Raw genomic sequence first — 22,670 nt, 5'->3', positions numbered from 1 at the left:
TACAAACTGACGATTGGCGACAGTAGATCAAAAGATCGCAGCCTTCGGCAGCTCCTACAGTTGGAATGCAATCTCTGTCGGAGCTGCCGAAGGCTGCGATCTTTTTAAAGGCTCAACGAGCCTTGGGGGTGGCGACTTTATCGCGCAGGTAAACCGGTTGTGCATCATCCGCCGGGATCGACTCGCCGCGCTCCCAGGCAAAACGCGCCAGGATCAGCAGGTCTTCGGCGTGGGGCAGCATGCCTGCATCCGAGCCGCTCAGATCGACCGCAATACGCTCGCCATACCCCCAACCGGTGCCAGCACCGAACCAGTCACCACTGGCATCGGCCGGCAGCGCCGCGACTTCCGGCGGCAACACCGCTTCGGCACCGACCAGTCGCATCTCCCCCGCCGTCTCGCGGTAGCAGCCCCAATACACCTCATCCATCCGCGCATCGATGGCCGCCGCGACCTGGCTCACGCCATGTTCGCGATAGGCACGCTGCGCCAGCACCGCGAGGTTGGACACCGGCAACACCGGGCGATCCAGCGCAAACGCCAGCCCTTGCACCACACCAATGGCGATCCGCACGCCGGTAAATGCACCCGGCCCGCGACCGAAAGCAATCGCATCGACCGCTTGCAACGTGGTGCCGGCGTCGGCCAGCAATTGCTGGATCATCGGCAGCAGTTTCTGCGCGTGCAAGCGCGGGATCACCTCGTAATGGCTCGTGACCTTGCCGTCATGCAGCAAGGCAACGGAGCAAGCTTCAGTCGCGGTGTCCAGGGCCAGCAAGGTGCTCATCGATGTTTCCAAAACAGGGGTGGGAAAAAGTGCGTCAGTATAAACAACTACGGCCCGCAAGCGGGCCGTGGATGGTGCTGCGGTTCAGACTTTTCAGCTCAGCGCGGCCAGCACCTTGGCGGTGATCGCATCAACCGAACCAACGCCCGGGATGTGGCTGTACTTCGGCTTGCCAGCATTTTTAGTCGACAGGCTCTGATAGAACTCCACCAAAGGCTTGGTCTGCGAGTGGTAGACCGACAGGCGATGACGCACGGTTTCTTCGGTGTCGTCCTTGCGCTGTACCAGCTCTTCGCCAGTGATGTCGTCTTTGCCGGCGATTTTCGGCGGGTTGTAGACGATGTGGTAAACGCGGCCGCTGGCCTCGTGAACACGACGGCCGGCGATGCGTTGCACGATTTCTTCGTCTTCAACAGCGATTTCAACCACTGCATCCAGCTCAACGCCGGCAGTGACCAGTGCTTCAGCCTGCGGAATGGTGCGCGGGAAGCCGTCGAACAGGAAACCGTTGGCGCAGTCAGGCTGAGCGATACGATCCTGAACCAGTGCGATGATCAGGTCATCCGACACCAGGCCGCCGGCATCCATGATGCTCTTGGCTTGAACGCCCAGTGGAGTACCGGCCTTGACCGCTGCACGCAGCATGTCGCCGGTGGAAATTTGTGGAATGCCGAATTTTTCGGTGATGAACTTAGCCTGAGTACCTTTACCGGCCCCGGGAGCTCCCAGCAGAATGACGCGCATTAGATGTGCTCCTCAATTTTTTTATAAAAAGCTTTTACAAAACAAAGGATTCGCCTCTTGGGACGAATCCTGAAAATACGGGTCGTGGCCGCACAAACGGCCAAAGGCTGATCAAGATACACAGCAGGCTGCGCCCACACAAGACGCCAAAAGTCGGAGAAACCGACGCCCCCTGCGACCTTGCGACGCGGTAACCCAAGTCGCAACCCCATCACTAACTGTCGCCTGGCGGCACTTTGCGCCGTCAGGCAAAGCGGCCTCCGTTACGTGTTCCGGAGGCCGCGTGCCCAGACAAAAACATTAGCCGGTATTTCGCAAACCGGCGGCAATCCCCGCCACAGACACCAGCAACGCCTGTTCCACCGGGCTGCCCTGCTCGACATCCTGCTGCCGCGAGCGGGCCAGCAATTCGGCCTGCAATAGATGCAGCGGGTCGAGATAGGTGTTGCGCAGACGGATGAATTCAAGGGTGTCAGGGCTATGTGCCAGCAGCTGCGACTGGCCAGTCAGGCCGAGCACCACTGCGCACGCCTGCGACAATAGGTCGCGTAACTGCGCGCCCAACGGCAGCAGATCAGGCTCGACCAGGCGCTGATCGTAGGACAGCGCAATATCCGCGTCAGCCTTGGCCAGCACCATTTCGAGCATGTCGATACGCGTACGGAAGAACGGCCATTGTTCGCGCATTTGCCCAAGCAACTCGCCTTCGCCGCGTTCCAGCGCCTTGCTCAGTGCCGACTCCCAACCCAGCCACGCCGGCAGCATCAGCCGCGTTTGTGTCCAGCCAAAGATCCACGGAATCGCCCGCAGACTTTCGATACCGCCGGCGCGACGTTTGGCTGGACGACTGCCGAGGGGCAAGCGACCCAACTCCTGCTCTGGCGTGGATTGACGGAAGTACTCGACGAATTGCGGATTTTCCCGCACGACCTGGCGATAAGCGCTGACGCCATCGGCGGCCAATTCGTCCATCAAGTGACGCCACTCTGGTGTCGGCGGCGGCGGTGGCAGTAGCGTTGCTTCAAGCACCGCCGCCAGATACAGATTGAGGTTTTGCTCGGCGATGTCCGGCAGGCCGAATTTGAATCGAATCATTTCCCCCTGCTCGGTGGTGCGGAAACGCCCCGCCACCGAACCCGGTGGCTGCGACAGAATCGCCGCATGCGCCGGGCCACCGCCCCGGCCCACGGTGCCGCCGCGACCGTGGAACAGCAGCAGTTCGACTTGTTGCTCGCGGCAGATTTCCACCAAGCGTTCCTGCGCGCGATATTGCGCCCAGGCCGCTGCTGTGGTGCCAGCATCCTTGGCCGAGTCGGAATAACCGATCATTACTTCCTGCGGGCCTTGCAGCCGTGCGCGGTAACCCGGCAACAGCAACAGCCGCTCCATCACCGGCCCGGCGTTGTCGAGGTCGGCGAGGGTTTCGAACAGCGGCACCACACGCATCGGCCGCAACACGCCGGACTCTTTGAGCAGCAGTTGCACGGCGAGCACATCGGAAGCGGCGCCAGCCATGGAGATTACGTAGGAACCCAGCGAAGCGCCCGGTGCCGCAGCGACTTCCTTGCAGGTGTTGAGTACTTCGGCGGTGTCGGCCGACGGTTTGAAATGCGCCGGCAGCAGTGGCCGACGATTGCTCAGTTCACGGGTCAGGAAGCTGATGCGCTGCTCTTCGTCCCAGTCTTCATAGCGACCGAGACCAAGATAATCGGTGATTTCGGTCATCGCCGAGCTGTGTCGCGACGAATCCTGGCGTACATCGAGACGCACGAGGAACAAGCCGAAGGTCACCGCCCGACGCAGGCAATCAAGCAGCGGGCCATCGGCGATCACGCCCATGCCGCACTCGTGCAGCGAGTTGAAGCACAGCTCCAGCGGATCGAGCAGATCGCGGTTGTTGTGCAGCACGTCTGCCGGCGCTGGCGTCGGTGCAGTCAGCGCGGCATGTGCCCAGTTGCGCGTCGCGCGCAGGCGTTCGCGCAATTGTTTGAGCACCGCACGATATGGTTCGGCGCTGTCACCGGCCTTGGCTTTGAGGGCATCGCTGGCCTGCTGCATCGACAGTTCGGCAGCAAGATGATCAACATCGCGCAGGTACAAATCGGCGGCCATCCAGCGCGCCAGCAGCAACACTTCGCGAGTCACGGCGGCGGTGACGTTGGGGTTGCCGTCACGGTCGCCGCCCATCCACGAGGCGAAGCGAATCGGCGCCGCTTCCAGTGGCAGACGCAGGCCGGTCGCTTCATGCAACGCCTTGTCGGCCTTGCGCATATGGTTGGGAATCGCCTGCCACAGCGAATGCTCGATCACTGCGAAACCCCACTTGGCTTCATCAACCGGCGTTGGGCGCGTGCGGCGGATTTCTTCGGTGTGCCAGGCTTCGGCAATCAGCCGTTGCAGGGTTTTTTGAATCTGTTCGCGTTCGGCGCTGGTCAGGTCGCGATGATCCTGCGCGGCGAGTTGCCCGGCGATCGCGTCGTATTTCTGGATCAGCGTGCGCCGCGCCACTTCGGTCGGGTGCGCGGTCAGCACCAGTTCGATTTCCAGTCGCGCCAGTTGCCGGGCCAGCGACTCGGCGCTGTGGCCTTCGTTGCGTAAACGGGCGAGCAACTCAGGCAGTACGCGGGATTCGAACGGCGCCGGCTGCGACTCTTCGCGCCGATGAATCAACTGATACTGCTCGGCGATGTTCGCCAGATTGAGAAACTGGTTGAACGCCCGCGCCACCGGGAGCAATTCGTCCTCGCTCAATTGATTGAGGCTGGCACTCAGCTCAGCGTCCATCGAGCCGCGGCGATCAGCCTTGGCGCCCTTGCGAATCTGCTCGATCTTGTCGAGAAAGGCTTCGCCGTACTGGTCTCGAATGGTGTTGCCCAACAGCTCTCCGAGCAGGTGAACGTCTTCGCGCAAGCGTGCATCAATATCGGTCATCAGCAATTCCCCAGCAGTAATCCGGACGGCTTAGAAACGAGTGCATGACCTAGAGAGTGCCGCTCTACGACGCTTCTTACAAGCAGCCGACCAAGGGACTTTAAACCTTGCGGACAAAAGCTAGTCTCAACAGTAAGCCGTACAACGGCTTGCCGCCGGCGCTGCCGGACACTCACCCAGGCCTGCCATGAGCAGGCGCGAAATGAGGTCATCATGAAAATTCGTGAACTCGCCCAGCATTGGGAAGAAAACGCCAAAGGTCGCCTGACCGACACTGGCTACACGATTCATCTGGACGTTGAAGCTGCTGCGCGCTTGGCGGCGATTGCCGAGATGTACCCCAAACGGCAGGCCGAAGAACTGCTCGGCGAACTGATTGGCGCGGCGCTTGAGGAGTTCGAAGCGAGCCTGCCGTATGTGAAAGGTTCGACGGTGGTGGCGACCGATGAGGAGGGTGATCCGTTGTATGAGGATGTCGGGCCTACGCCACGGTTTCTGGCCCTTTCGCGCCGACATTTGCATGACCTGTCGGCTGTTGAAGGCAAGCAAAAACACTGACACAACCTAGTCCAAAACTGTGGGAGCGAGCCTGCTCGCGAATGCGTTATATCAGTCGACATTGATGGTGACTGGCACACCGCTTTCGCGAGCAGGCTCGCTCCCACATTGACTGCATTTCTGCCTCTGGATCGACGTGCTTTCAGTATTGGAAACACCCGCGCGTACCACTCTCCCTCGCCAAAGTTCCCGCTCTAGAGCCTTGTCCATTCGGTCAAAATTTTTTTTGGCGATAGGCCATCTTTTCTGAACTTTTGAAAAATCCCGCCGGTCGGAACCTGTAACCACGCCTGGAACGAGCGTTTCAAAAACGCGCTTTCACACGTCGCTTGCGGCTCCTCGGCCAGGATGGATTCAGATGTTTTCAGGAGATGCCTAATGGAGTTGAAGACCATGAAAAACCAAACCTCGTTTACCCACCTGCGCGGTCTGAAACTGGCGGCTCTGGCCATCGGCACCAGCTTCGTACTGGCCGGTTGCGCTGGTAATCCACCGACCGAGCAATACGCCGTGACCCAATCGGCCGTGAACAGCGCCGTCAGTGCCGGCGGTACCGAATTCGCTGCCGTTGAGATGAAGCAAGCGCAGGACAAGCTGAAACAAGCCGAAATCGCCATGCACGACAAGAAGTATGACGAAGCGCGCACCCTGTCCGAGCAAGCCGAATGGGACGCTCGTGTAGCAGAACGCAAGGCTCAGGCCGCGAAAGCCGAACAGGCTGTGAAGGATTCCCAGAAAGGTGTTCAGGAACTGCGTCAGGAAAGTCAGCGCACCGTGCAGTAAGCGCGCATCCCGATCGCAAAGCTGAAACTTTTATCGATAGAAAGGACGACAAATTATGCGTAAGCAACTGATGATCCCAGCTCTTCTGGCCGCAAGCGTTGCCCTGGCTGCCTGCTCCACTCCGCCTAACCCGAATCTGGAAAACGCGCGCACCAACTACGCCGGCCTGCAGGCCAACCCGCAGGCCAGCAAAGTCGCGGCGCTGGAAACCAAGGACGCCAGTGATTACCTGGACAAGGCCGACAAGGCTTATCTGGACAAGCAAGACGCCGCCAAGGTCGACCAACTGGCCTACCTGACCAACCAGCGCGTGGAAGTGGCCAAACAGACCATCGCCCTGCGCACCGCTGAAAACAATCTGAAGAACGCTGCTGCCCAACGTGCTCAAGCGCGTCTGGATGCTCGCGATCAGCAGATCAAACAGCTGCAGGACAGCCTGAATGCCAAGCAGACCGATCGCGGTACGCTGGTGACTTTCGGTGATGTGCTGTTCGCCACCGACCGTGCTGACCTGAAATCCAGCGGTCTGGTCAACATCAACAAACTGGCGCAATTCCTTCAGGAAAACCCTGATCGCAAGGTGATCGTCGAGGGCTACACCGACAGCACCGGTACTGCGAGCCACAACCAGACTCTGTCCGAGCGTCGCGCCAATTCCGTACGTACCGCTCTGGTGAAAATGGGCGTTGATCCAGCGCGCATCGTGGCTCAGGGCTACGGCAAGGAATACCCGGTTGCCGAGAACGGCAGCGTCTCCGGCCGTGCGATGAACCGTCGTGTGGAAGTAACCATTTCCAACGACAACCAGCCAGTGATGCCACGTTCGGCGGTTAGCTCGAACTAAGCGCCCTGCTGTAACGCAAAAGCCCCGCTTGAGTGATCAGGCGGGGCTTTTTTGTGGCGCTGACATCGCGGCCCCTCACCCCAGCCCTCTCCCGAGGGAGAGGGAGGCGATTTGTGGTGCTTTCAGAATTTGTGTTCTATACGATGGATCAGGTCGGCGTAACTCGAAAGACACCACGGTCAGTCCCCTCTCCCTCTGGGCGGTCCGACGTTTCGGGAGGGTTAGGGTGAGGGCTGAACCTGCAGAATCACTCTTGCAGCTTCTGCGGGGTTTCTTCGCCCATGCAACGCACCGCTTTTTTCTGCCCATTGATCAGTACACCGGTCAAACCTTTCTGTTCGGTATCGAACAACACCAGTACGCCATCAATGCACTGCGCCACTTGCGGCGCCGGGTCCAGCGAGACTTTGTAATCCTCACCCGGCACGGTCTTGAGCATGGTGAACTCGTTAAGCAGCAACGCATCCTCGGGTTTGGCGAAATGCAGGTAGCCGTAGTACCACAGCGCCCCGACAGTGCCGAGAATGCTGCAGATACCGGTGATGATTAGCGGGATGGCGTTACGTTCTTCAGTCATTGCGGACTCTCATCTTCAGAATTCGGGGGCTGCGGGTAATTGGGGATTTCGCCGAGACGGCGCAAGCCGTTGAAATGCTCGGGGTCGTCGAGGTAGCGCAGCATGACCTGACGCCACACCGGATCGCCGAAGGTCTGCACATGGCCGCCGCGAGTCAGTTGCAGCACGCGCGGTGGCGGCGCAGCTTGATACAGACGGATGCCGTTGGAAAGTGGCACCAGCGGATCGTCGATGCTGTGGAAGATCAGCTTCGGCACGCCGTTGAGCTGCGGCATCGAGTTGATTGCGCTGTCACCGTCCGGCACCAGCCACGACAGCGGCACCTGAAATGGCCAGGTCAGCCACGCTGTGCTCAGCGCGTATTGCCCCACGCTGCGATAGCTGGCGGGCACGCCGTCGAGCACCAAAGCCTTGAGCTGTTTTTGTCTTTCAGGATGTTGTACCAGCCAATGCACCGCCATCGAACCACCGAGGCTCTGGCCGAGTAAAACCAGCGGTTTGCCGTTCACCTCCGGCGCCTTGTCGAGCCAGGCGAATGCGGCGTCGATATCCTGATAGATCGCCGGCAAACTCGGCTCGCCCTCGGACAAGCCATAACCGCGATAGTCGACCAGCAACACTTGATAGCCGTTCTTCGGCAACCACCAACTGCCGCCGAGGTGCATCGGCAGATTGCCGCCGTTGCCGTGCAAGTGCAGGACAGTGCCTTTGACTTCGACGCCGGATTTGGCCGGCAGCCACCAGGCGTTGAGCTTCAAGCCATCAGCGGTAACCAGAGTTACCGTCCGGTATTCGAGCTTGGCTTTTTCCGGCGTGAAGATCTGGCCGGGTTCGGGGTAGAACAACAAAGAGCTGCAACCGCCGAGGGTCAGGAGCAGGCAGAAGATGCCGAGGATTCTCATCCGGTGAAACCTCGCAGAAATTCGGGTTGGAATACAGAACAAACCTGTAGGAGTGAGCCTGCTCGCGATAGCGGTGCATCAGTCGATATTAATGTTGATTGACACACCGCTATCGCGAGCAGGCTCACTCCTACAGGGGATTTTTTGTGGGTCAAAGAATATTGGAGTAGTCCGCTTCGATCCGGTCCAGGCTCAAGTGGTTGAGGAAGTTGGAGAAGCACATCCACGCCGACAACGCATTCAAATCGCGGAACTGATCCGGCAGATACTTGGGCGGTACCACCAATCCTTCATCCACCAGCTGACGCAAGGTACGCATGTCTTCCAGCGTGGTCTTGCCGCAGAACAACAGCGGTATCTGTTCAAGCTTGCCTTTACGCACGGCCAACTGAATGTAGTTGTAAACCATGATAAAGCCCTTGAGGTAGGACAAGTCTTTGGTAAATGGCAGCCCCGTCGGCGTCGATCCACGGAAAACGCGACTGGCGTTGCCGTAGCTGTCCGCCATCTCAAAACCCTGTTCGCGGAAAAACTCGAAGATCTGCAAGAAGTCCGCGCCCTCCTCGACCATGTGAATGGCGCGGGTGCGGTTGGTCAGTTTGCGCAGGCGACTCGGGTAGGAGGCGAAGGTGATGATTTCCATCAGAATCGCCAGGCCTTCCTGGGTCACCGTCGACGACGGTGGGCCTTTGGACAGGAAGGTGCAGATCGGCTGGTTCAAACCGTTTAGCGTAGTGCCGACGTGCACCAGGCCTTCGTGAACCTCCAGCGCGCGCACGTCGCGGTCGTTGAACATTGCGTCGGTGCGGATCTTGATGTAATCGGCGCCCGCCGCCGCGTCGGCAACGATGCCGTCGGACTCGAACACGCGGATGGTTTCCTCGGCCTCGCCGAACACCTTGTTCAGACGGGTCTGCAGCAAGTGCACGGCGTCCTTGGCGGTGAGGACTTTCGGCTCGTCCTTGAGGTCGCCACGGCCATCGATGTTGTTCAGGTAGTCGGACATCATCAGACCGAGGTCGGCCAGCGTCGGGTCACCGGCGTGGAACGCATCGGACGCTGCGCCATACAGTTCTTGCGAGATCAACCCGAAATCCTCGGTGCCGCGCGCTTCGAGCATGCGTACCACCATGCGGTATTCCTTGCACATGCGCCGCATGATCTGCCCGACCGGGTTGAACTGACCGAGCTGGCGGGTGATGTCGCGCTCGATGTTCTGGAATTCCAGTTTGACCTTGCTCGAATCGAAACTCAGCGGCCGGTTGAGGTAGTAGTCGCGATCCACCGCCGGCATTTCCTTGCCTTTGGCCTTGAGGAAGCCCTTGCGGATGTTTTCGTCCCACTTGACCGCGTCGAGTACGCGGATCGGCGTCTGCGCCAGCACAATGCGGTCGGACAACATGCGTATCGTCTGCTGGTAATCGTCCACCCGAAACTCCTGTAGAACACCTGACGTATGAATTATTTGGCGCGGGCCTGGCGCTGGTAGCGCACGGCTTCAACGAAGACATCGGAATTGGTCGGATCGTCGAGGTAAGCAAAGACCTTGTCGAGGTTGCTGTCGACTTGCACGCCGTCGCCATCGTCGGTCTGGAAGGCCTGACCGTCGAGGGCTTTCTGTTTGATCGCTTGATTGATCTGCTCGAGATCGAGGTTGTAGACCACCAATTCGTGTTTTTCGGTGAGTTCGAAACCGGCGATGGTGAAGTGGCCGCCGTACTGCGCCGGGACTTTCGCCGACAGATACCAGCGGTTGCCGTGGCGCGACACGGTGAAGGGATAGGCTTCGCGTTCGTGGGGTTTGGCCTTGAAGTACGTGACGGCCTGGTAACGATCGCTGCCCAATCGCGTCAGCTCAAGGTTCATCGGCTCGCCCCAGGCATTGGTGCTCGACCATTTGCCGAGCAAGCCCTTGGGCGCGGGATCACTGGCGGCCAGCGGCTCCTTGAAGGTCACCAGACAGCCACTGAGCAGCAGGAACGACAAGGCGATCAGCACACCACGCCAGGCTTTCATTCAACACTCCCTATGAACACACGGCCCTGAACATCGCCACATTACCCTGTGGGAGCGAGCCTGCTCGCGAAAGCGGTGTGTCAGGCAACAAAGATGTTGAATGTCAGACCGCATTCGCGAGCAGGCTCGCTCCCACAGGGTGAAGCAACAGCGGATTACACCGACGCGAGCACCAGGTGCATGTAGCGCGTCAGAATCCCGAGCATGTCCTCTTCGGCCAAAGGCTCGGCGTCGTTGAGCAGGCCCTGATATTCCATCCGTCCGATAATCGCCGTCAACACCTTGGCATCCTGCTGTGGCTCACGCGAGCCCAGTACCTGAAACAACTGGCAGGTGCCCTGCAACAGAATCTGCTGATGCGAGCGCACCAGAATCGCCAGGCGCGGGTTGAGCAGCGCCTCCTGACGGAATGCCTGTTCGGCCATCAAATGCTCACGGCGATTAATCAATTGCCGGTGCACGTAATCAGCCATCAACCGTGCAATGTCATCGGCCAGTTGCGAGCGCGACTCCGGGCTGCCGTCACCGCTGACCACCATTTCACGCAGCAAGCCTTCGTTGTTGATCCACAACTTGGCCATGTACGCTGCACTGCGCTCCACATACTGGGCGAAGGTATCGGTGAGCAAGTCGTCGATGTCTTTGAAGTAATAGGTGGTCGCCGACAACGGCACACCGGCCTCGGCAGCCACGGCGCGGTGGCGCACGGCACGCACGCCGTCGCGCACGACAATGCGCATCGCCGCGTCGAGAATGTCCTGTCGACGCTGCTCACTGCCCTGTCGGCTGGCCTTGCGACCCTGGTACTGAACACTTTCAGCGACCGCAGTGGCGATACCCGCTGCACCCTCTTGAGCTATTGCACCCATCACGACAGAACTTCCTCTGCTATTGCAAAATTAACCAATTGATACATTTGTACCAGACAGGCAATAAAAAGCCGCCTGTTTTAGGCGGCTTTTCAACTGAAACGTTTACGCTTGCGGTCGCATGTGCGGGAACAGGATCACATCGCGAATCGACGGCGAGTTGGTCAACAACATCACCAGACGATCGATGCCGATGCCTTCACCCGCCGTTGGCGGCATGCCGTACTCCAGCGCACGCACGAAGTCGGCGTCGTAGTGCATGGCTTCGTCGTCGCCGGCGTCCTTGTCGGCCACCTGCGCCATGAAGCGCTCGGCCTGGTCTTCGGCGTCGTTCAACTCGGAGTAGGCGTTGGCGATTTCGCGGCCGCCGATGAACAGCTCGAAACGGTCGGTGACGTTCGGGTTGTCGTCGTTACGACGGGCCAGCGGCGACACTTCAAACGGGTAGTGAGTGATGAAGTGCGGCTGTTCCAGCTTGTGCTCGACCAGTTCTTCGAAAATCATCACCTGCAGCTTGCCCAGACCTTCGAAGCCCAGCACCTTGGCGCCGGCTTTCTTGGCAATGGCGCGGGCCTTGTCGATGTCGTTCAGATCATCGGCGGTCAGCTCAGGGTTGTACTTGAGGATCGAGTCGAACACCGACAGACGTACGAACGGCTCGCCGAAGTGGAACACCTTGTCGCCGTACGGCACGTCGGTGCTGCCCAGAACCAGCTGCGCCAGTTCACGGAACAATTCTTCGGTCAGGTCCATGTTGTCTTCGTAATCGGCGTAAGCCTGATAGAACTCCAACATGGTGAATTCAGGGTTGTGACGAGTCGAAACGCCTTCGTTACGGAAGTTGCGGTTGATCTCGAAAACCTTTTCAAAGCCACCGACCACCAGACGCTTCAGATACAGCTCTGGGGCGATACGCAGGAACATTTCCATGTCCAGCGCGTTGTGGTGGGTTTCGAACGGCTTGGCTGCGGCGCCGCCAGGAATGGTCTGCAGCATCGGCGTTTCGACTTCGAGGAAGTCGCGTTTCATCAGGAAGCTGCGGATGTGCGCGATTACTTGCGAACGCACGCGGAAGGTCTGACGCACTTCGTCGTTGACGATCAGGTCAACGTAACGCTGACGGTAACGCTGTTCGGTGTCGGTCAGGCCGTGGTGCTTGTCCGGCAGCGGACGCAGCGATTTGGTCAGCAGACGCACGCTGGTCATTTCAACGTACAGGTCACCCTTGCCGGAACGCGCCAGGGTGCCTTCGGCGGCAATGATGTCGCCCATGTCCCAGGTTTTCACCGCGGCCAGGGTGTCTTCCGACAGGGTTTTACGGTTGACGTAGACCTGGATGCGACCGGTCATGTCCTGGATCACCATGAACGAGCCACGGTTGAGCATGATGCGACCGGCAACCTTGACCGGGATTGCAGCCTCTGCCAGCTCTTCCTTGGTCTTGTCCGCGTATTTCTTCTGCAGATCTTCGCAGTAGTTTTCGCGGCGGAAGTCGTTCGGGAAGGCGTTGCCCTTGGCGCGCTCGGCAGCCAGCTTTTCCTTGCGCAGGGCGATCAGGGAGTTTTCTTCCTGTTGCAGGGCTTGCGGGTCGAGTTGTTGGTCGCTCATGTCTTTAGATATTCCATCAGGTTCGTTGCCCCCGGGCCTTGCGGCCCGGAGATCGCCAGCTGGGCTGGCTCCTACAGGGATCGGCTTGAATCAGCCGATGCTGTATTGCGTCTTTTACAGGCCCGATTTCAGGCTGGCATACAGATATTCGTCGATGTCGCCGTCGAGTACCTTGTCGCAGTCGCTGCGTTCGATGTTGGTGCGCAGATCCTTGATCCGCGACGCATCGAGCACGTACGAGCGGATCTGGTGACCCCAGCCGATGTCCGACTTGGTGTCTTCCAGCGCTTGCGACGCGGCGTTGCGTTTCTGCATTTCCTGCTCGTACAACTTGGCCCGCAGCATTTTCATGGCGGTGTCCTTGTTGGCGTGCTGGGAACGTTCGTTCTGGCAGCTGACCACGGTGTTGGTCGGTACGTGAGTGATACGTACGGCCGAGTCGGTGGTGTTTACGTGCTGACCACCGGCACCGGAGGAACGATAGGTGTCGATCCGCAGGTCTGCCGGGTTGATTTCGATTTCGACCTTGTCATCGATCTCTGGCGAAACGAAAACCGCGGAGAACGAGGTGTGGCGACGGTTGCCGGAGTCGAACGGGCTCTTGCGCACCAGACGGTGTACGCCGATCTCGGTACGCAACCAGCCAAAGGCGTATTCGCCCTTGATGTGCACGGTCGCACCTTTGATACCGGCGACTTCACCGGCCGACAGTTCCATGATGGTCGCATCGAAACCGCGCTTATCCGCCCAGCGCAGGTACATGCGCAGGAGGATGTTGGCCCAGTCCTGGGCTTCGGTGCCGCCGGAACCGGCCTGGATGTCCAGGTAGGCGTTGTTCGGGTCCATTTCATGGCTGAACATGCGACGGAATTCCAGCTTGGCCAGATTTTCCTCAAGACGGGCCAGCTCGGCGACGACATCGCCCACTGCGCCTTCGTCGTTTTCTTCGACGGCCATGTCCAGCAGATCGCGGCAATCGGCCAGGCCGGCGTTCAGTTCATCGAGGGTATCGACGATCTGCGCCAGCGCCGAACGCTCGCGGCCCAACTCCTGGGCATATTCAGGTTTGTTCCAGACACTCGGATCTTCAAGCTCGCGATTGACCTCAGTCAGACGCTCATGCTTTTGATCGTAGTCAAAGATACCCCCGAATAGTTTCGGAGCGCTCGGACAGGTCCTTGATGGTGTTCAGGATCGGGTTGATTTCCATGACGGGCAGCACTCGTTGGCGAACTTTTGAAAGCCGGCGAGTATAACGTAAACAGGCTGTAACGGCAGCCCGTCTGGCGGCTCCGGGGGTGAATGGCTTGAGGTTTCTGTCTGAGTCAAGATTGCCAGCCCTCACCCTAGCCCTCTCCCAGAGGGAGAGGGGACCGATCGGGGGATGTTCGGGAGGTACGCCGACGTGAAAGGGCTTAGCTGAATTCGGAACTGCCAAGCTTGAAGATCCATAATCGACTCGGTCGATCAGGTCGATGTACAGCGCCAGACACCTCGGTCGGCCCCCTCTCCCTCCGGGAGAGGGCTGGGCGGGCGGCGTTCCGATGAGGGTTAGCCGTTACTCGATCCCGACCTGGTTACGCCCGTTGTTTTTAGCCAGGTAAAGGCCACGATCCGCCGCCGAGATCAGCAACCGACAATCGCTACCCGCCTGCGGCACCATCGTCGCCAGACCAATACTGATCGTAAGACTCGCCCCTTCCGCCGGAGTGTTGTGCGGAATCTTCAGCGAAACCACAGTCTGCCGCAGCTTTTCCGCCACCAGTCGCGCGCCGCCCGGCGAGGTGTTCGGCAGCACCAGCACAAATTCCTCACCGCCATAACGCGCCGGCAGGTCCGACGGTCGCGCACTGGCATCACGAATCGCCGTGGCGACCTTGCGCAACGCCTCATCACCTTCAACGTGGCCAAAACTGTCGTTGTAGTGCTTGAAGTAATCAACGTCGATCATCAGCAACGACAACTGGCTCTGATCCCGCAGCGAACGGCGCCACTCCAGTTCCAGGTATTCGTCGAAGTGCCGGCGATTGGACAGCCCGGTAAGGCCGTCGGAGTTCATCAGGCGTTGCAGCACCAGATTGGTGTCGAGCAATTGCTGCTGGCTGACCCGTAGCGCGCGGTACGCGGCATCACGTTGCAACAAGGTCATGTACGAGCGCGAGTGATAGCGGATGCGCGCCACCAGTTCGATAGTGTCCGGCAGTTTCACCAGGTAATCATTGGCCCCGGCCGAGAACGCCGCGCTTTTGATCAGCGGGTCTTCCTTGGTCGACAGGACAATGATCGGAATGTCCTTGGTCGCAGGGTGATTGCGGTACTCACGCACCAGGCTCAGGCCATCGAGACCGGGCATCACCAAATCCTGCAAAATCACTGTCGGCTTGATCCGCACCGCTTGCGCAATGGCCTGATGCGGGTCCGAACAGAAGTGAAAGTCTATGTTCTCTTCATTCGACAGCCCACGGCGTACGGCTTCGCCGATCATCGCCTGATCGTCCACCAACAACACCATGGCGGCGTTTTCGTCGGTTTTAATGTCGTCGATCTGTAAGTCATTCATGGGCGGTCACCTGAGTACTGCGGAGGCCAGGATTGCGGATTGACCTGATCATTTGGGGAAAACCTCCTGCAATCGCGGCGCTATTCTTTCCAGCGGACGTATTTCTACGGCGGCATCAATGGCCGCAGCGGCTTTGGGCATGCCGTACACCGCACTGCTTTGCTGATCCTGCGCGATGGTCAAGTAGCCCTGTTGGCGCATGAGCTTAAGCCCTTGCGCGCCGTCGCGTCCCATCCCGGTCAATAAAACCCCGACAGCGTCGCCAGTCCAATAACTGGCGACACTTTCGAAAAACACGTCGATCGAGGGACGGTAGATCTCGTTGACCGGCTCGGCGGTGTAGGCCAGCGTACCGTTTTTCAACAAGCGAATATGGTGGTTGGTGCCGGCCAGCAGTACGGCGCCAGCCTGCGGCGGTTCGCCTTCACGGGCCAGTCGTACATCGAGGCCGCTGGCGCTGGCCAGCCACTCTGCCATGCCGGCGGCGAATACCTGATCGACGTGCTGCACCAGCACAATCGCCGCCGAGAAATCCTTCGGCAAGCCTTTGAGCAACACCTCCAGCGCCGCCGGCCCACCTGCCGATGAGCCGATCGCCACCAATCGCTGGCGCGAACCCGAACTGCGCGGAGGCGTCGGCGCGGGACGTGAGCGCGGCGCTTTGTCGCCAATCAGCCAGCCGATGTTGAGGATCTTGCGCAACAGTGGCGCGGCGGCGTCCCGAGCGTCGCCAGCACCGAGTGCCGGTGTATCGACCACATCCAGCGCGCCGTGGCCCATGGCTTCGAAGACCCGGTGCACGTTCTGCTGGCGGTCGACGGTCACAATGACAATGGCACACGGGGTTTCGGCCATGATCCGGCGGGTGGCTTCGACGCCGTCCATCACCGGCATGATCAGATCCATGAGGATCAGATCCGGGGTGTTTTCGGCGCACAGTTGCACCGCCTCGGCGCCGTTGCGGGCGACCCAGACCACCTGATGCGCCGGCTCGAAGGCCAACGCCCGGCGCAGTGCCTCCACCGCCATGGGCATGTCGTTGACGATTGCGATCTTCATGCCCGCGCTCCTCCGATCAGCTCGACCACTGCGTCGAGCAGGGCGTCGTCATGAAAACTGGCTTTGGCTAAATAATAGTCCGCCCCGGCGTCCAGGCCACGGCGGCGATCCTCTTCACGATCCTTGTACGACACGACCATTACCGGCAGCGACTGCAGACGGTTGTCGCGACGCAGCAACGTGACCAGTTCAATGCCGTCCATGCGCGGCATGTCGATGTCGGTGATCAGCAAATCGAAGTCCTCCGAACGCAGCGCGTTCCAACCGTCCATGCCGTCCACCGCCACCGCGACGTCGTAGCCGCGATTGAGCAGCAGCTTGCGTTGCAGCTCGCGCACCGTCAGCGAGTCGTCGACCACCAACACCCGTTTACGCGCTGCCTCAGCAGCCTGATTGCCGTGGCGGGCGATGCGTTCCAAGCGTCCGGTATTGAGCAGTTTATCCACCGACCGCAGCATGTCTTCGACATCGACGATCAGCACCACCGAGCCGTCGTCGAGCAAAGCTCCGGCGGAGATGTCTTGCACTTTGCCCAGCCGCTCATCGAGTGGCAACACCACCAGGGTGCGCTCGCCAATGAAGCGCTCCACGGCAACGCCATAAATCGCATCGCGCTCACGGATCACCACAACTTTGAGGGTTTCGCCGCTGCTCTGACTGGCCGGACGGTTAAGCAACTGACTGGCAGCAACCAACCCGACGTGCTGGTCTTCATGCCAGAAATGCTGACGGCCCTCGACCTGCACGATGTCTTCCGGGGCCAGATCGCACATGCGCTCGATGTGCGCCAGTGGGAACGCGTAGGCCTCTTCGCCGACTTCCACGACGAGGCTGCGCACCACCGACAAGGTCAGCGGCACTTCCAGATGGAAGCGACTGCCCTCGCCCGCTGCCTGCTCCAGCACCACGGCACCGCGCAACTGGCGAACCATGTGTTGAACAGCATCGAGGCCGACGCCGCGCCCAGACACTTCAGTGACGGTGTCGCGCAGGCTGAAGCCGGGCAGGAACAGGAAGGTCAGCAGTTCCTCTTCGCTCAACTGCGCGGCGGTTTCCGCTGGGGATAACTGCCGTTCGATGATGCTGCGACGAACCTTTTCCAGATCGACGCCGTTGCCGTCATCGCTCAATTCCAGAACCAGCAGTCCGGCCTGATGTGAAGCCCGCAGGCGGATCAGGCCTTCTTCGGGTTTGCCCTTGAGCAAACGTTGCTCCGGGGTTTCGATGCCGTGATCGACGGCATTGCGCAGCAAATGCGTCAGCGGCGCTTCGAGCTTTTCCAGCACATCACGGTCGACCTGGGTTTTTTCGCCCTCGATCTCCAGCCGTACCTGTTTGCCAAGGCTGCGGCCCAGATCACGGACCATGCGCACTTGACCGGTGAGGACGTCGGCGAAGGGCCGCATACGACAGGCCAACGCCGTGTCGTAGAGCACTTGCGCGCGCTGGCTGGCCTGCCAGGCGAATTCGTCGAGTTCGGCGTTTTTCTCGCTCAGCAGTTGCTGGGATTCGGCGAGCAAACGCCGCGCGTCTTCCAAGGCTTCGAGCGCTTCAAGGCTCAGCGCGTGTTCCTTGAGGTGCACGTTGAGATTTTCCAGCGCACGCAAGCCGTTGTTCTGCATGCGTTTGAGGCGCTGCATGGTCGCCAGATGCGGTTTGAGGCGCTGGGTTTCCACCAGCGACTTGCTCGATAGATCGAGCAAACTGTTCAGCCGTTCAGCGGTGACCCGCAGCACCCGCTCGCCACCTTCGGTGGTGCGTTTGCTTTTGCGTGGCGCCGGTTCAGAGGTTTCGACCGGGGCTTCGATGATCGGCGCTGGCGTCAGTTCAAATACGGGCGGCGCTTCAAGTTGCAACTCGGCCATCGGCGGCGCAACGAACGCTGCCAGCGGCGTCGACGGATCGAGCAAACCCGCCATCAACGCCACATAAGTTTCAATATCGCTCGGCTGCGGCGCATTGGCCGGTGTAGCGATGCGCATCAGCAAATCGGTGCCCTGCAACAGCGCATCGATATGTTCGGGCCGCAGCAACAAGCGCCCTTCCTGCGCGCTGACCAGGCAATCTTCCATGACATGGGCGACGCTGACGCCGCTGTCGATGCCAACAATTCGCGCCGCGCCTTTGAGCGAATGCGCCGCGCGCATGCACGATTCCAGTTGATCGGCCTGGGTCGGGTTGCGCTCCAGGGCCAGCAATCCCGCGCTGAGCACTTGGGTCTGGGCTTCGGCTTCGAGGCTGAACAGCTCAAGCAGCGAGGCGTCGCGCATTTGCTCGGGGGTCATGTGAGGCTCCGGGTCACGGCGGACAGCAGCTGTTCTTCATCCAGCCAACGCAGGCTACGACCGCGATACTGCAGAACACCACGGGTGTATTTGGCACTGGCTTGCACGCCGGACTGCGAGGCTGCATCAAGAATGCGCTCGTCGATGGCATGAATACCGTCGACCTCATCCACCGGCACCACCACCGGCCCGCCATGGGCGGCGATGATCAGCATGCGCGGCATGATGCGCGCGCCGGTGGCTGGCGCGGCGTTGCCATCCAGATCGAGCAACTCAACCAGCGACAGGCACGCCACCAACGCGCCGCGCACATTGGCCACACCGAGCAATGCGCGTGAGCGCTGGTGCGGCAACGAGTGAATCGCCTGCAGTGGCGCGACTTCGACGAGACTGCGCGTCGCCAGCCCCAGCCATTCTTCACCGAGCCGGAACATCAGTAGCGAGCGGGTTTTCACGTCGCTTTCCACAGCGATCGCCACCGGGTCGCGTTCGTCCTGCTGCAACGCATAACGGTCGAGCAGGCGCGTGGCGGCGGCGGAATACACCGAACAATTGCGGCAATGAATGTGGTCTTCGAGCAGCGGACAGGACTTGTCGCCATGAATGCCGATGCGGTTCCAGCAATCGTCGATGGCCCGGGCGTCTTCGTGGGTGACGTTCAAGGTGTCGGACGGAATCATCGTTTACGCTCACTGTCGGCAGTGCGGCCGCTGCGAGCGGCGCGTTCCTGCAATCGTCTGGCACCCGTTGTATCGCCCTGAGCCTGCAGCAGCGCGGCCAGGTGCATCAACGCTTCGGGATGTTGCGGTTCGAGGTACAACGCTTTGCGGTAGAAACCCTGAGCTTCTAGGGTCAGGCCGGCGACATCGCTGAGCAAGCCGAGCCAGTAAAACACCTGGGCCACCGGTTCGTGGCTGCGCAAATACTGTTCGCAGGCAGCACGGGCCTCGGCACTTTTGCCTTCGTTGGCCAATGCAGCGATGTTGGCCAGCAGGGTCGCCGCGTCCGGGTTGGCACTTTTGCTGGCGGTCGGCAGTGGCGTTACGGCGGCAAACGGTCGAGTGCGCACCGGTGCTGGCTGCGTGCTGCGAGGCGGTTGGCTGACCGGCACCACGATGGGCTTGGGCGTTGGCAACGGCTCGGGGTGCGGATCGCTATGGCGACTGAACGCGAAGGATTGCGGGATACCGATCGAACGCATGCCCAAACGTCCGAGCAAACTGCCCTCGGCCGGGCCGATAAACAGCACGCCATCAAAATGCGTCAGGCGCTTGAGCACCTCGAACACCAGTTTTTGCGTCGGCTGATCGAAATAGATCAGCAGATTGCGGCAGAACACGAAATCGAACGCCGGCTCGCTGACCAGCAGCGTCGGATCGAGCACATTGCCGACCTGCAAACGCACCTGCTCACGCACGTCGTCATTGACCCGATGGCCGTCCTGCTCCGGCGTGAAGTGCCGTTCGCGAAAGTCCAGTTCCTGGCCGCGAAACGAATTCTTGCCGTACAGCGCGCGCCGGGCCTTCTCCACCGACAGCGGGCTGACGTCCATGCCATCGACCTTGAACTGATGCGGTTTGAGCCCGGCATCGAGCAAGGCCATGGCAATCGAATAGGGTTCTTCGCCGGTGGAACATGGCAGGCTGAGGATGCGCAAAGCACGCATATTGTTCAGTTCGCCAAGACGTTTACGCGCCAGTTTGCCCAGCGTCGCGAAGGATTCCGGATAGCGGAAAAACCAGGTTTCCGGGACGATCACCGCCTCGATCAGCGCTTGCTGTTCTTCCCGCGAGCCTTGCAGCAACAGCCAATACTCATCGGCATGCGCCGCTTGCGAAAGTGTTGTCCGCTGGCGCACTGCACGCTCAATGATCGCCGGCCCCACCGAGGTCACATCGAGGCCGATGCGTTCCTTGAGAAAGTCGAAAAAGCGCTGATCGCTGCTCATGCCGGCGCCTCAAGCTGCGCCGGACTCAGCGGCGGATCGGGGAATAGCAAGGCGCGCACCGCGTCATCGAGCAAGTCATTGACCCGCACCCATTGCACCAATCCCTGGGCATCTTCGCGAACCGGGCCGAGGTAAGGCGCCTCGCGGTTGTCGAGGCCGTAAGGCTGAAACTCGTGCGGATGGCAACGCAGGGTGTCGGTGGCTTGTTCGAGAATCAGTCCGAGCCATTGCGCGGGTTGCGTTTCATCCGGCCGATAATTGACCAATACCAGACGGGTGCTGGTGCGCGCCTCGGCAGGATGGCCAAAGGTCAATGCGCTGAGATCGATCACCGGCACCACAGCACCGCGATAGGCAAACACCCCGGCGACCCATTGCGGTGCCCGCGCGATCGGCTTGAGCGGCAGGCGCGGCAACACTTCCGCGACTTCGGTGGCGCGCAGGGCGTAACGCTCGCTGCCGATACGAAACAGCAGGAACAATGCCGGCTTCGCCACCTGCGCGGCGCCGCGTTTGGCGATGATTTCGCTCATCAGACTTTGAATCGCGAAACGCCGCTGCGCAGCCCGACGGCCACCTGGCTCAGTTCGTCGATGGCGAAACTGGCCTGACGCAGCGACTCGACGGTCTGGCTGCTGGCATCGCCCAACTGCACCAGCGCGTGGTTGATCTGCTCGGCGCCGGTGGCCTGCGCCTGCATGCCTTCGTTGACCATCAACACCCGCGGCGCCAGTGCCTGCACCTGATGGATGATCTGCGACAGTTGCTCGCCGACCTGCTGCACTTCGGACATGCCACGGCGCACTTCTTCGGAGAACTTGTCCATGCCCATCACACCTGCCGACACCGCCGACTGGATCTCGCGAACCATTTGCTCGATATCGTAAGTGGCGACAGCGGTCTGATCCGCCAGACGTCGCACCTCGGTGGCGACCACGGCAAAACCGCGGCCGTATTCACCGGCCTTCTCGGCTTCGATTGCCGCGTTGAGCGACAGCAGGTTGGTCTGGTCGGCAACCTTGACGATGGTCACCACCACTTGGTTGATGTTGCCGGCCTTCTCGTTAAGGATCGCCAGTTTGGCATTGACCAGATCGGCCGCGCCCATTACCGAGTGCATGGTGTCTTCCATCCGCGCCAAGCCTTGCTGGCCTGAGCCGGCCAGCACCGAGGCCTGATCGGCAGCGGTGGAGACTTCGGTCATGGTGCGCACCAGATCGCGCGACGTGGCGGCGATCTCACGGGACGTTGCGCCGATTTCGGTGGTGGTCGCTGCGGTTTCGGTAGCGGTGGCTTGCTGTTGCTTGGAGGTGGCGGCAATTTCAGTCACCGAGGTGGTCACCTGCACCGAGGAGCGCTGGGCTTGTGAAACCAGTGCAGTCAGCTCGGTCATCATGTCGTTGAAGCCGGTTTCGACGGCGCCGAACTCGTCCTTGCGCTCAAGGTTCAGGCGCGAACTGAGGTCACCGGTGCGCATGGTGTCGAGGATCTGCACAATGCGGTTCATCGGCGCCATGATTGCGCGCATCAACAACAGACCGCACAGGCCGGCGGCCAGGACGGCGACCAACAGGGAAATGAACATGCTGACTTTGGCTGCGGCCACGGCATCGTCGATATTGTTCATGGCCTGGTCGGCGACTCTCTTGTTTTCGCCGATGATGTCATTGAGCTTCATGCGCCCGGAATACCAGGCGGGTGTGAGCTTTTCGTGGAACATCTTCACCGCATCCGCTTCCAGGTTGCGCTTGTGCAAGTCCAGCACGGCATCCTGAATCTGGAGGTAGGCGTCGTGGTACTTCTCGAACGCGGCAAACTCGACACGATCCTCCTCGGTTGCCATGGTCTTGCGATAGTTCCCCATCTGCTCCTGCAAACGCGCCTCGAAAGCCTTGTAGTCGGCCGCGTCCTCGCTGGAAACCCCCTGACCTTCCTTGAGTCCGAGCAGTTCTTGCGTCTGCATGTAACTATCGACCCAGGCGCCACGGATCATCGAGCTGTAATAGACGCCGGGAATCGCGTCATCACGCACGCTGTTTTCACTGGCCTCGATCTTCAACAGTCGCGAATACGAAACGACGACCATCAGCAACATGATGGCGATAATCACCGCAAAGCTCGCCAAAATGCGTTGGCGCAACGTCCAGTTCTTCACAGTGATTCCTCGTGCCTAGTCGAAATGCGGGGAGTATAGCCGAG

The 22,670-nt window shown here is 60.2% G+C and carries 20 protein-coding genes; 3 read left to right on the top strand and 17 right to left on the bottom strand.

Translation table 11 applies throughout. The features are described from left to right. Nucleotides 1–112 precede the first annotated feature (112 nt). From tsaB to ppc, 3 genes are all read right to left on the bottom strand, one after another. On the bottom strand, nucleotides 113–787 hold the full coding sequence (gene tsaB / locus PspR84_RS05905; protein ID WP_160056165.1) for a tRNA (adenosine(37)-N6)-threonylcarbamoyltransferase complex dimerization subunit type 1 TsaB: 675 nt from the start codon (nucleotides 785–787) through the stop codon (nucleotides 113–115). 93 nt (nucleotides 788–880) lie between these two features. After that, nucleotides 881–1,531, bottom strand: coding sequence for an adenylate kinase (adk, locus tag PspR84_RS05900; RefSeq protein ID WP_160056163.1), 651 nt, complete (start codon nucleotides 1,529–1,531; stop codon nucleotides 881–883). 300 nt (nucleotides 1,532–1,831) lie between these two features. Beyond that, nucleotides 1,832–4,462, bottom strand: a complete 2,631-nt coding sequence (ppc, locus tag PspR84_RS05895) for a phosphoenolpyruvate carboxylase (protein ID WP_160056161.1) — start codon at nucleotides 4,460–4,462, stop codon at nucleotides 1,832–1,834. 213 nt (nucleotides 4,463–4,675) lie between these two features. On the opposite strand from ppc, the gene PspR84_RS05890 reads away from it, so the two are divergent. The 3 genes from PspR84_RS05890 (at nucleotide 4,676) to PspR84_RS05880 (ending at nucleotide 6,647) form a co-directional block, all read left to right on the top strand. Beyond that, nucleotides 4,676–5,020 carry a pilin assembly protein gene (locus PspR84_RS05890; protein ID WP_160056159.1) on the top strand — a complete coding sequence of 115 codons (345 nt, stop codon included), beginning with the start codon at nucleotides 4,676–4,678 and terminating at the stop codon, nucleotides 5,018–5,020. Between the two features lie 378 nt (nucleotides 5,021–5,398). Then, nucleotides 5,399–5,803 carry a DUF4398 domain-containing protein gene (locus tag PspR84_RS05885; RefSeq protein ID WP_034154861.1) on the top strand — a complete coding sequence of 135 codons (405 nt, stop codon included), beginning with the start codon at nucleotides 5,399–5,401 and terminating at the stop codon, nucleotides 5,801–5,803. Nucleotides 5,804–5,858: 55 nt separating this feature from the next. Then, nucleotides 5,859–6,647: an OmpA family protein gene (locus PspR84_RS05880; protein WP_116028721.1), complete on the top strand. Its 789-nt coding sequence runs from the start codon at nucleotides 5,859–5,861 to the stop codon at nucleotides 6,645–6,647. A gap of 247 nt (nucleotides 6,648–6,894) precedes the next feature. On the opposite strand, the gene PspR84_RS05875 is transcribed toward PspR84_RS05880, so the two are convergent. The 14 genes from PspR84_RS05875 to PspR84_RS05810 all read right to left on the bottom strand — a co-directional run bounded on the left by PspR84_RS05875 (nucleotide 6,895) and on the right by PspR84_RS05810 (nucleotide 22,626). After that, nucleotides 6,895–7,224, bottom strand: coding sequence for a hypothetical protein (locus PspR84_RS05875; protein WP_160056157.1), 330 nt, complete (start codon nucleotides 7,222–7,224; stop codon nucleotides 6,895–6,897). Beyond that, nucleotides 7,221–8,126: an alpha/beta hydrolase gene (locus PspR84_RS05870; protein ID WP_160056155.1), complete on the bottom strand. Its 906-nt coding sequence runs from the start codon at nucleotides 8,124–8,126 to the stop codon at nucleotides 7,221–7,223. The genes PspR84_RS05875 and PspR84_RS05870 overlap by 4 nt, the downstream gene beginning before the upstream one ends. Before the next feature lie 151 nt (nucleotides 8,127–8,277). Continuing rightward, entirely contained in the window at nucleotides 8,278–9,528 is a 1,251-nt protein-coding gene (locus PspR84_RS05865) for a flavohemoglobin expression-modulating QEGLA motif protein (protein ID WP_174244492.1), read from the bottom strand. A 59-nt stretch (nucleotides 9,529–9,587) separates the two neighbouring features. Further along, on the bottom strand, nucleotides 9,588–10,142 hold the full coding sequence (locus tag PspR84_RS05860; RefSeq protein ID WP_160056151.1) for a hypothetical protein: 555 nt from the start codon (nucleotides 10,140–10,142) through the stop codon (nucleotides 9,588–9,590). A 155-nt stretch (nucleotides 10,143–10,297) separates the two neighbouring features. After that, the gene (locus PspR84_RS05855) at nucleotides 10,298–11,011 is read right to left on the bottom strand and encodes a TetR family transcriptional regulator (protein WP_093104335.1); all 714 of its coding nucleotides are present in this window, start codon (nucleotides 11,009–11,011) and stop codon (nucleotides 10,298–10,300) included. A 105-nt stretch (nucleotides 11,012–11,116) separates the two neighbouring features. After that, the gene (gene lysS / locus PspR84_RS05850; RefSeq protein WP_160056149.1) at nucleotides 11,117–12,619 is read right to left on the bottom strand and encodes a lysine--tRNA ligase; all 1,503 of its coding nucleotides are present in this window, start codon (nucleotides 12,617–12,619) and stop codon (nucleotides 11,117–11,119) included. A 114-nt stretch (nucleotides 12,620–12,733) separates the two neighbouring features. Further along, nucleotides 12,734–13,829 (bottom strand): peptide chain release factor 2 gene (prfB, locus tag PspR84_RS05845; protein ID WP_102358477.1). Its coding sequence is split into 2 segments (ribosomal slippage): nucleotides 12,734–13,756 and nucleotides 13,758–13,829, totalling 1,095 coding nucleotides; the frame shifts between segments, so codons are not numbered across the junction. A gap of 348 nt (nucleotides 13,830–14,177) precedes the next feature. Then, nucleotides 14,178–15,179: a PleD family two-component system response regulator gene (locus tag PspR84_RS05840; RefSeq protein WP_160056147.1), complete on the bottom strand. Its 1,002-nt coding sequence runs from the start codon at nucleotides 15,177–15,179 to the stop codon at nucleotides 14,178–14,180. Between the two features lie 48 nt (nucleotides 15,180–15,227). Beyond that, a complete protein-coding gene (locus PspR84_RS05835) occupies nucleotides 15,228–16,238 on the bottom strand; it encodes a chemotaxis response regulator protein-glutamate methylesterase (RefSeq protein WP_160056137.1) in 1,011 nt (336 codons plus the stop codon). Continuing rightward, a complete protein-coding gene (locus tag PspR84_RS05830) occupies nucleotides 16,235–18,523 on the bottom strand; it encodes a hybrid sensor histidine kinase/response regulator (RefSeq protein ID WP_160056135.1) in 2,289 nt (762 codons plus the stop codon). Before PspR84_RS05830 ends, PspR84_RS05835 begins: the two co-directional genes overlap by 4 nt. Beyond that, nucleotides 18,520–19,203, bottom strand: a complete 684-nt coding sequence (locus PspR84_RS05825) for a chemotaxis protein CheW (protein WP_095126470.1) — start codon at nucleotides 19,201–19,203, stop codon at nucleotides 18,520–18,522. The genes PspR84_RS05830 and PspR84_RS05825 overlap by 4 nt, the downstream gene beginning before the upstream one ends. Next, nucleotides 19,200–20,471 carry a CheR family methyltransferase gene (locus PspR84_RS05820; protein WP_160056133.1) on the bottom strand — a complete coding sequence of 424 codons (1,272 nt, stop codon included), beginning with the start codon at nucleotides 20,469–20,471 and terminating at the stop codon, nucleotides 19,200–19,202. The genes PspR84_RS05825 and PspR84_RS05820 overlap by 4 nt, the downstream gene beginning before the upstream one ends. Beyond that, nucleotides 20,468–21,004 carry a chemotaxis protein CheW gene (locus PspR84_RS05815; protein ID WP_160056131.1) on the bottom strand — a complete coding sequence of 179 codons (537 nt, stop codon included), beginning with the start codon at nucleotides 21,002–21,004 and terminating at the stop codon, nucleotides 20,468–20,470. The genes PspR84_RS05820 and PspR84_RS05815 overlap by 4 nt, the downstream gene beginning before the upstream one ends. Then, nucleotides 21,004–22,626, bottom strand: a complete 1,623-nt coding sequence (locus PspR84_RS05810) for a methyl-accepting chemotaxis protein (RefSeq protein WP_160056129.1) — start codon at nucleotides 22,624–22,626, stop codon at nucleotides 21,004–21,006. The genes PspR84_RS05815 and PspR84_RS05810 overlap by 1 nt, the downstream gene beginning before the upstream one ends. Nucleotides 22,627–22,670: the final 44 nt, after the last annotated feature.

Origin of the sequence: Pseudomonas sp. R84 (assembly GCF_009834515.1) — a bacterium.
Lineage (GTDB): Bacteria > Pseudomonadota > Gammaproteobacteria > Pseudomonadales > Pseudomonadaceae > Aquipseudomonas.
The sequence above is the reverse complement of the archived record's forward strand: the minus strand, read 5'-3'. Positions and strand labels throughout refer to the sequence as shown.

Coding starts and splice junctions, on each gene's coding strand:
- PspR84_RS05825 (WP_095126470.1), bottom strand. CDS start 19,203: ATGATTCCGTCCGACACCTTGAACGTCACCCACGAAGACGCCCGGGCC.
- PspR84_RS05830 (WP_160056135.1), bottom strand. CDS start 18,523: ATGACCCCCGAGCAAATGCGCGACGCCTCGCTGCTTGAGCTGTTCAGC.
- PspR84_RS05860 (WP_160056151.1), bottom strand. CDS start 10,142: ATGAAAGCCTGGCGTGGTGTGCTGATCGCCTTGTCGTTCCTGCTGCTC.
- tsaB (WP_160056165.1), bottom strand. CDS start 787: ATGAGCACCTTGCTGGCCCTGGACACCGCGACTGAAGCTTGCTCCGTT.
- PspR84_RS05875 (WP_160056157.1), bottom strand. CDS start 7,224: ATGACTGAAGAACGTAACGCCATCCCGCTAATCATCACCGGTATCTGC.
- PspR84_RS05820 (WP_160056133.1), bottom strand. CDS start 20,471: ATGAGCAGCGATCAGCGCTTTTTCGACTTTCTCAAGGAACGCATCGGC.
- PspR84_RS05835 (WP_160056137.1), bottom strand. CDS start 16,238: ATGAAGATCGCAATCGTCAACGACATGCCCATGGCGGTGGAGGCACTG.
- PspR84_RS05855 (WP_093104335.1), bottom strand. CDS start 11,011: ATGGGTGCAATAGCTCAAGAGGGTGCAGCGGGTATCGCCACTGCGGTC.
- PspR84_RS05840 (WP_160056147.1), bottom strand. CDS start 15,179: ATGAATGACTTACAGATCGACGACATTAAAACCGACGAAAACGCCGCC.
- lysS (WP_160056149.1), bottom strand. CDS start 12,619: ATGAGCGACCAACAACTCGACCCGCAAGCCCTGCAACAGGAAGAAAAC.
- PspR84_RS05865 (WP_174244492.1), bottom strand. CDS start 9,528: ATGTTGTCCGACCGCATTGTGCTGGCGCAGACGCCGATCCGCGTACTC.
- ppc (WP_160056161.1), bottom strand. CDS start 4,462: ATGACCGATATTGATGCACGCTTGCGCGAAGACGTTCACCTGCTCGGA.
- adk (WP_160056163.1), bottom strand. CDS start 1,531: ATGCGCGTCATTCTGCTGGGAGCTCCCGGGGCCGGTAAAGGTACTCAG.
- PspR84_RS05890 (WP_160056159.1), top strand. CDS start 4,676: ATGAAAATTCGTGAACTCGCCCAGCATTGGGAAGAAAACGCCAAAGGT.
- PspR84_RS05815 (WP_160056131.1), bottom strand. CDS start 21,004: ATGAGCGAAATCATCGCCAAACGCGGCGCCGCGCAGGTGGCGAAGCCG.
- PspR84_RS05885 (WP_034154861.1), top strand. CDS start 5,399: ATGGAGTTGAAGACCATGAAAAACCAAACCTCGTTTACCCACCTGCGC.
- PspR84_RS05870 (WP_160056155.1), bottom strand. CDS start 8,126: ATGAGAATCCTCGGCATCTTCTGCCTGCTCCTGACCCTCGGCGGTTGC.
- PspR84_RS05880 (WP_116028721.1), top strand. CDS start 5,859: ATGCGTAAGCAACTGATGATCCCAGCTCTTCTGGCCGCAAGCGTTGCC.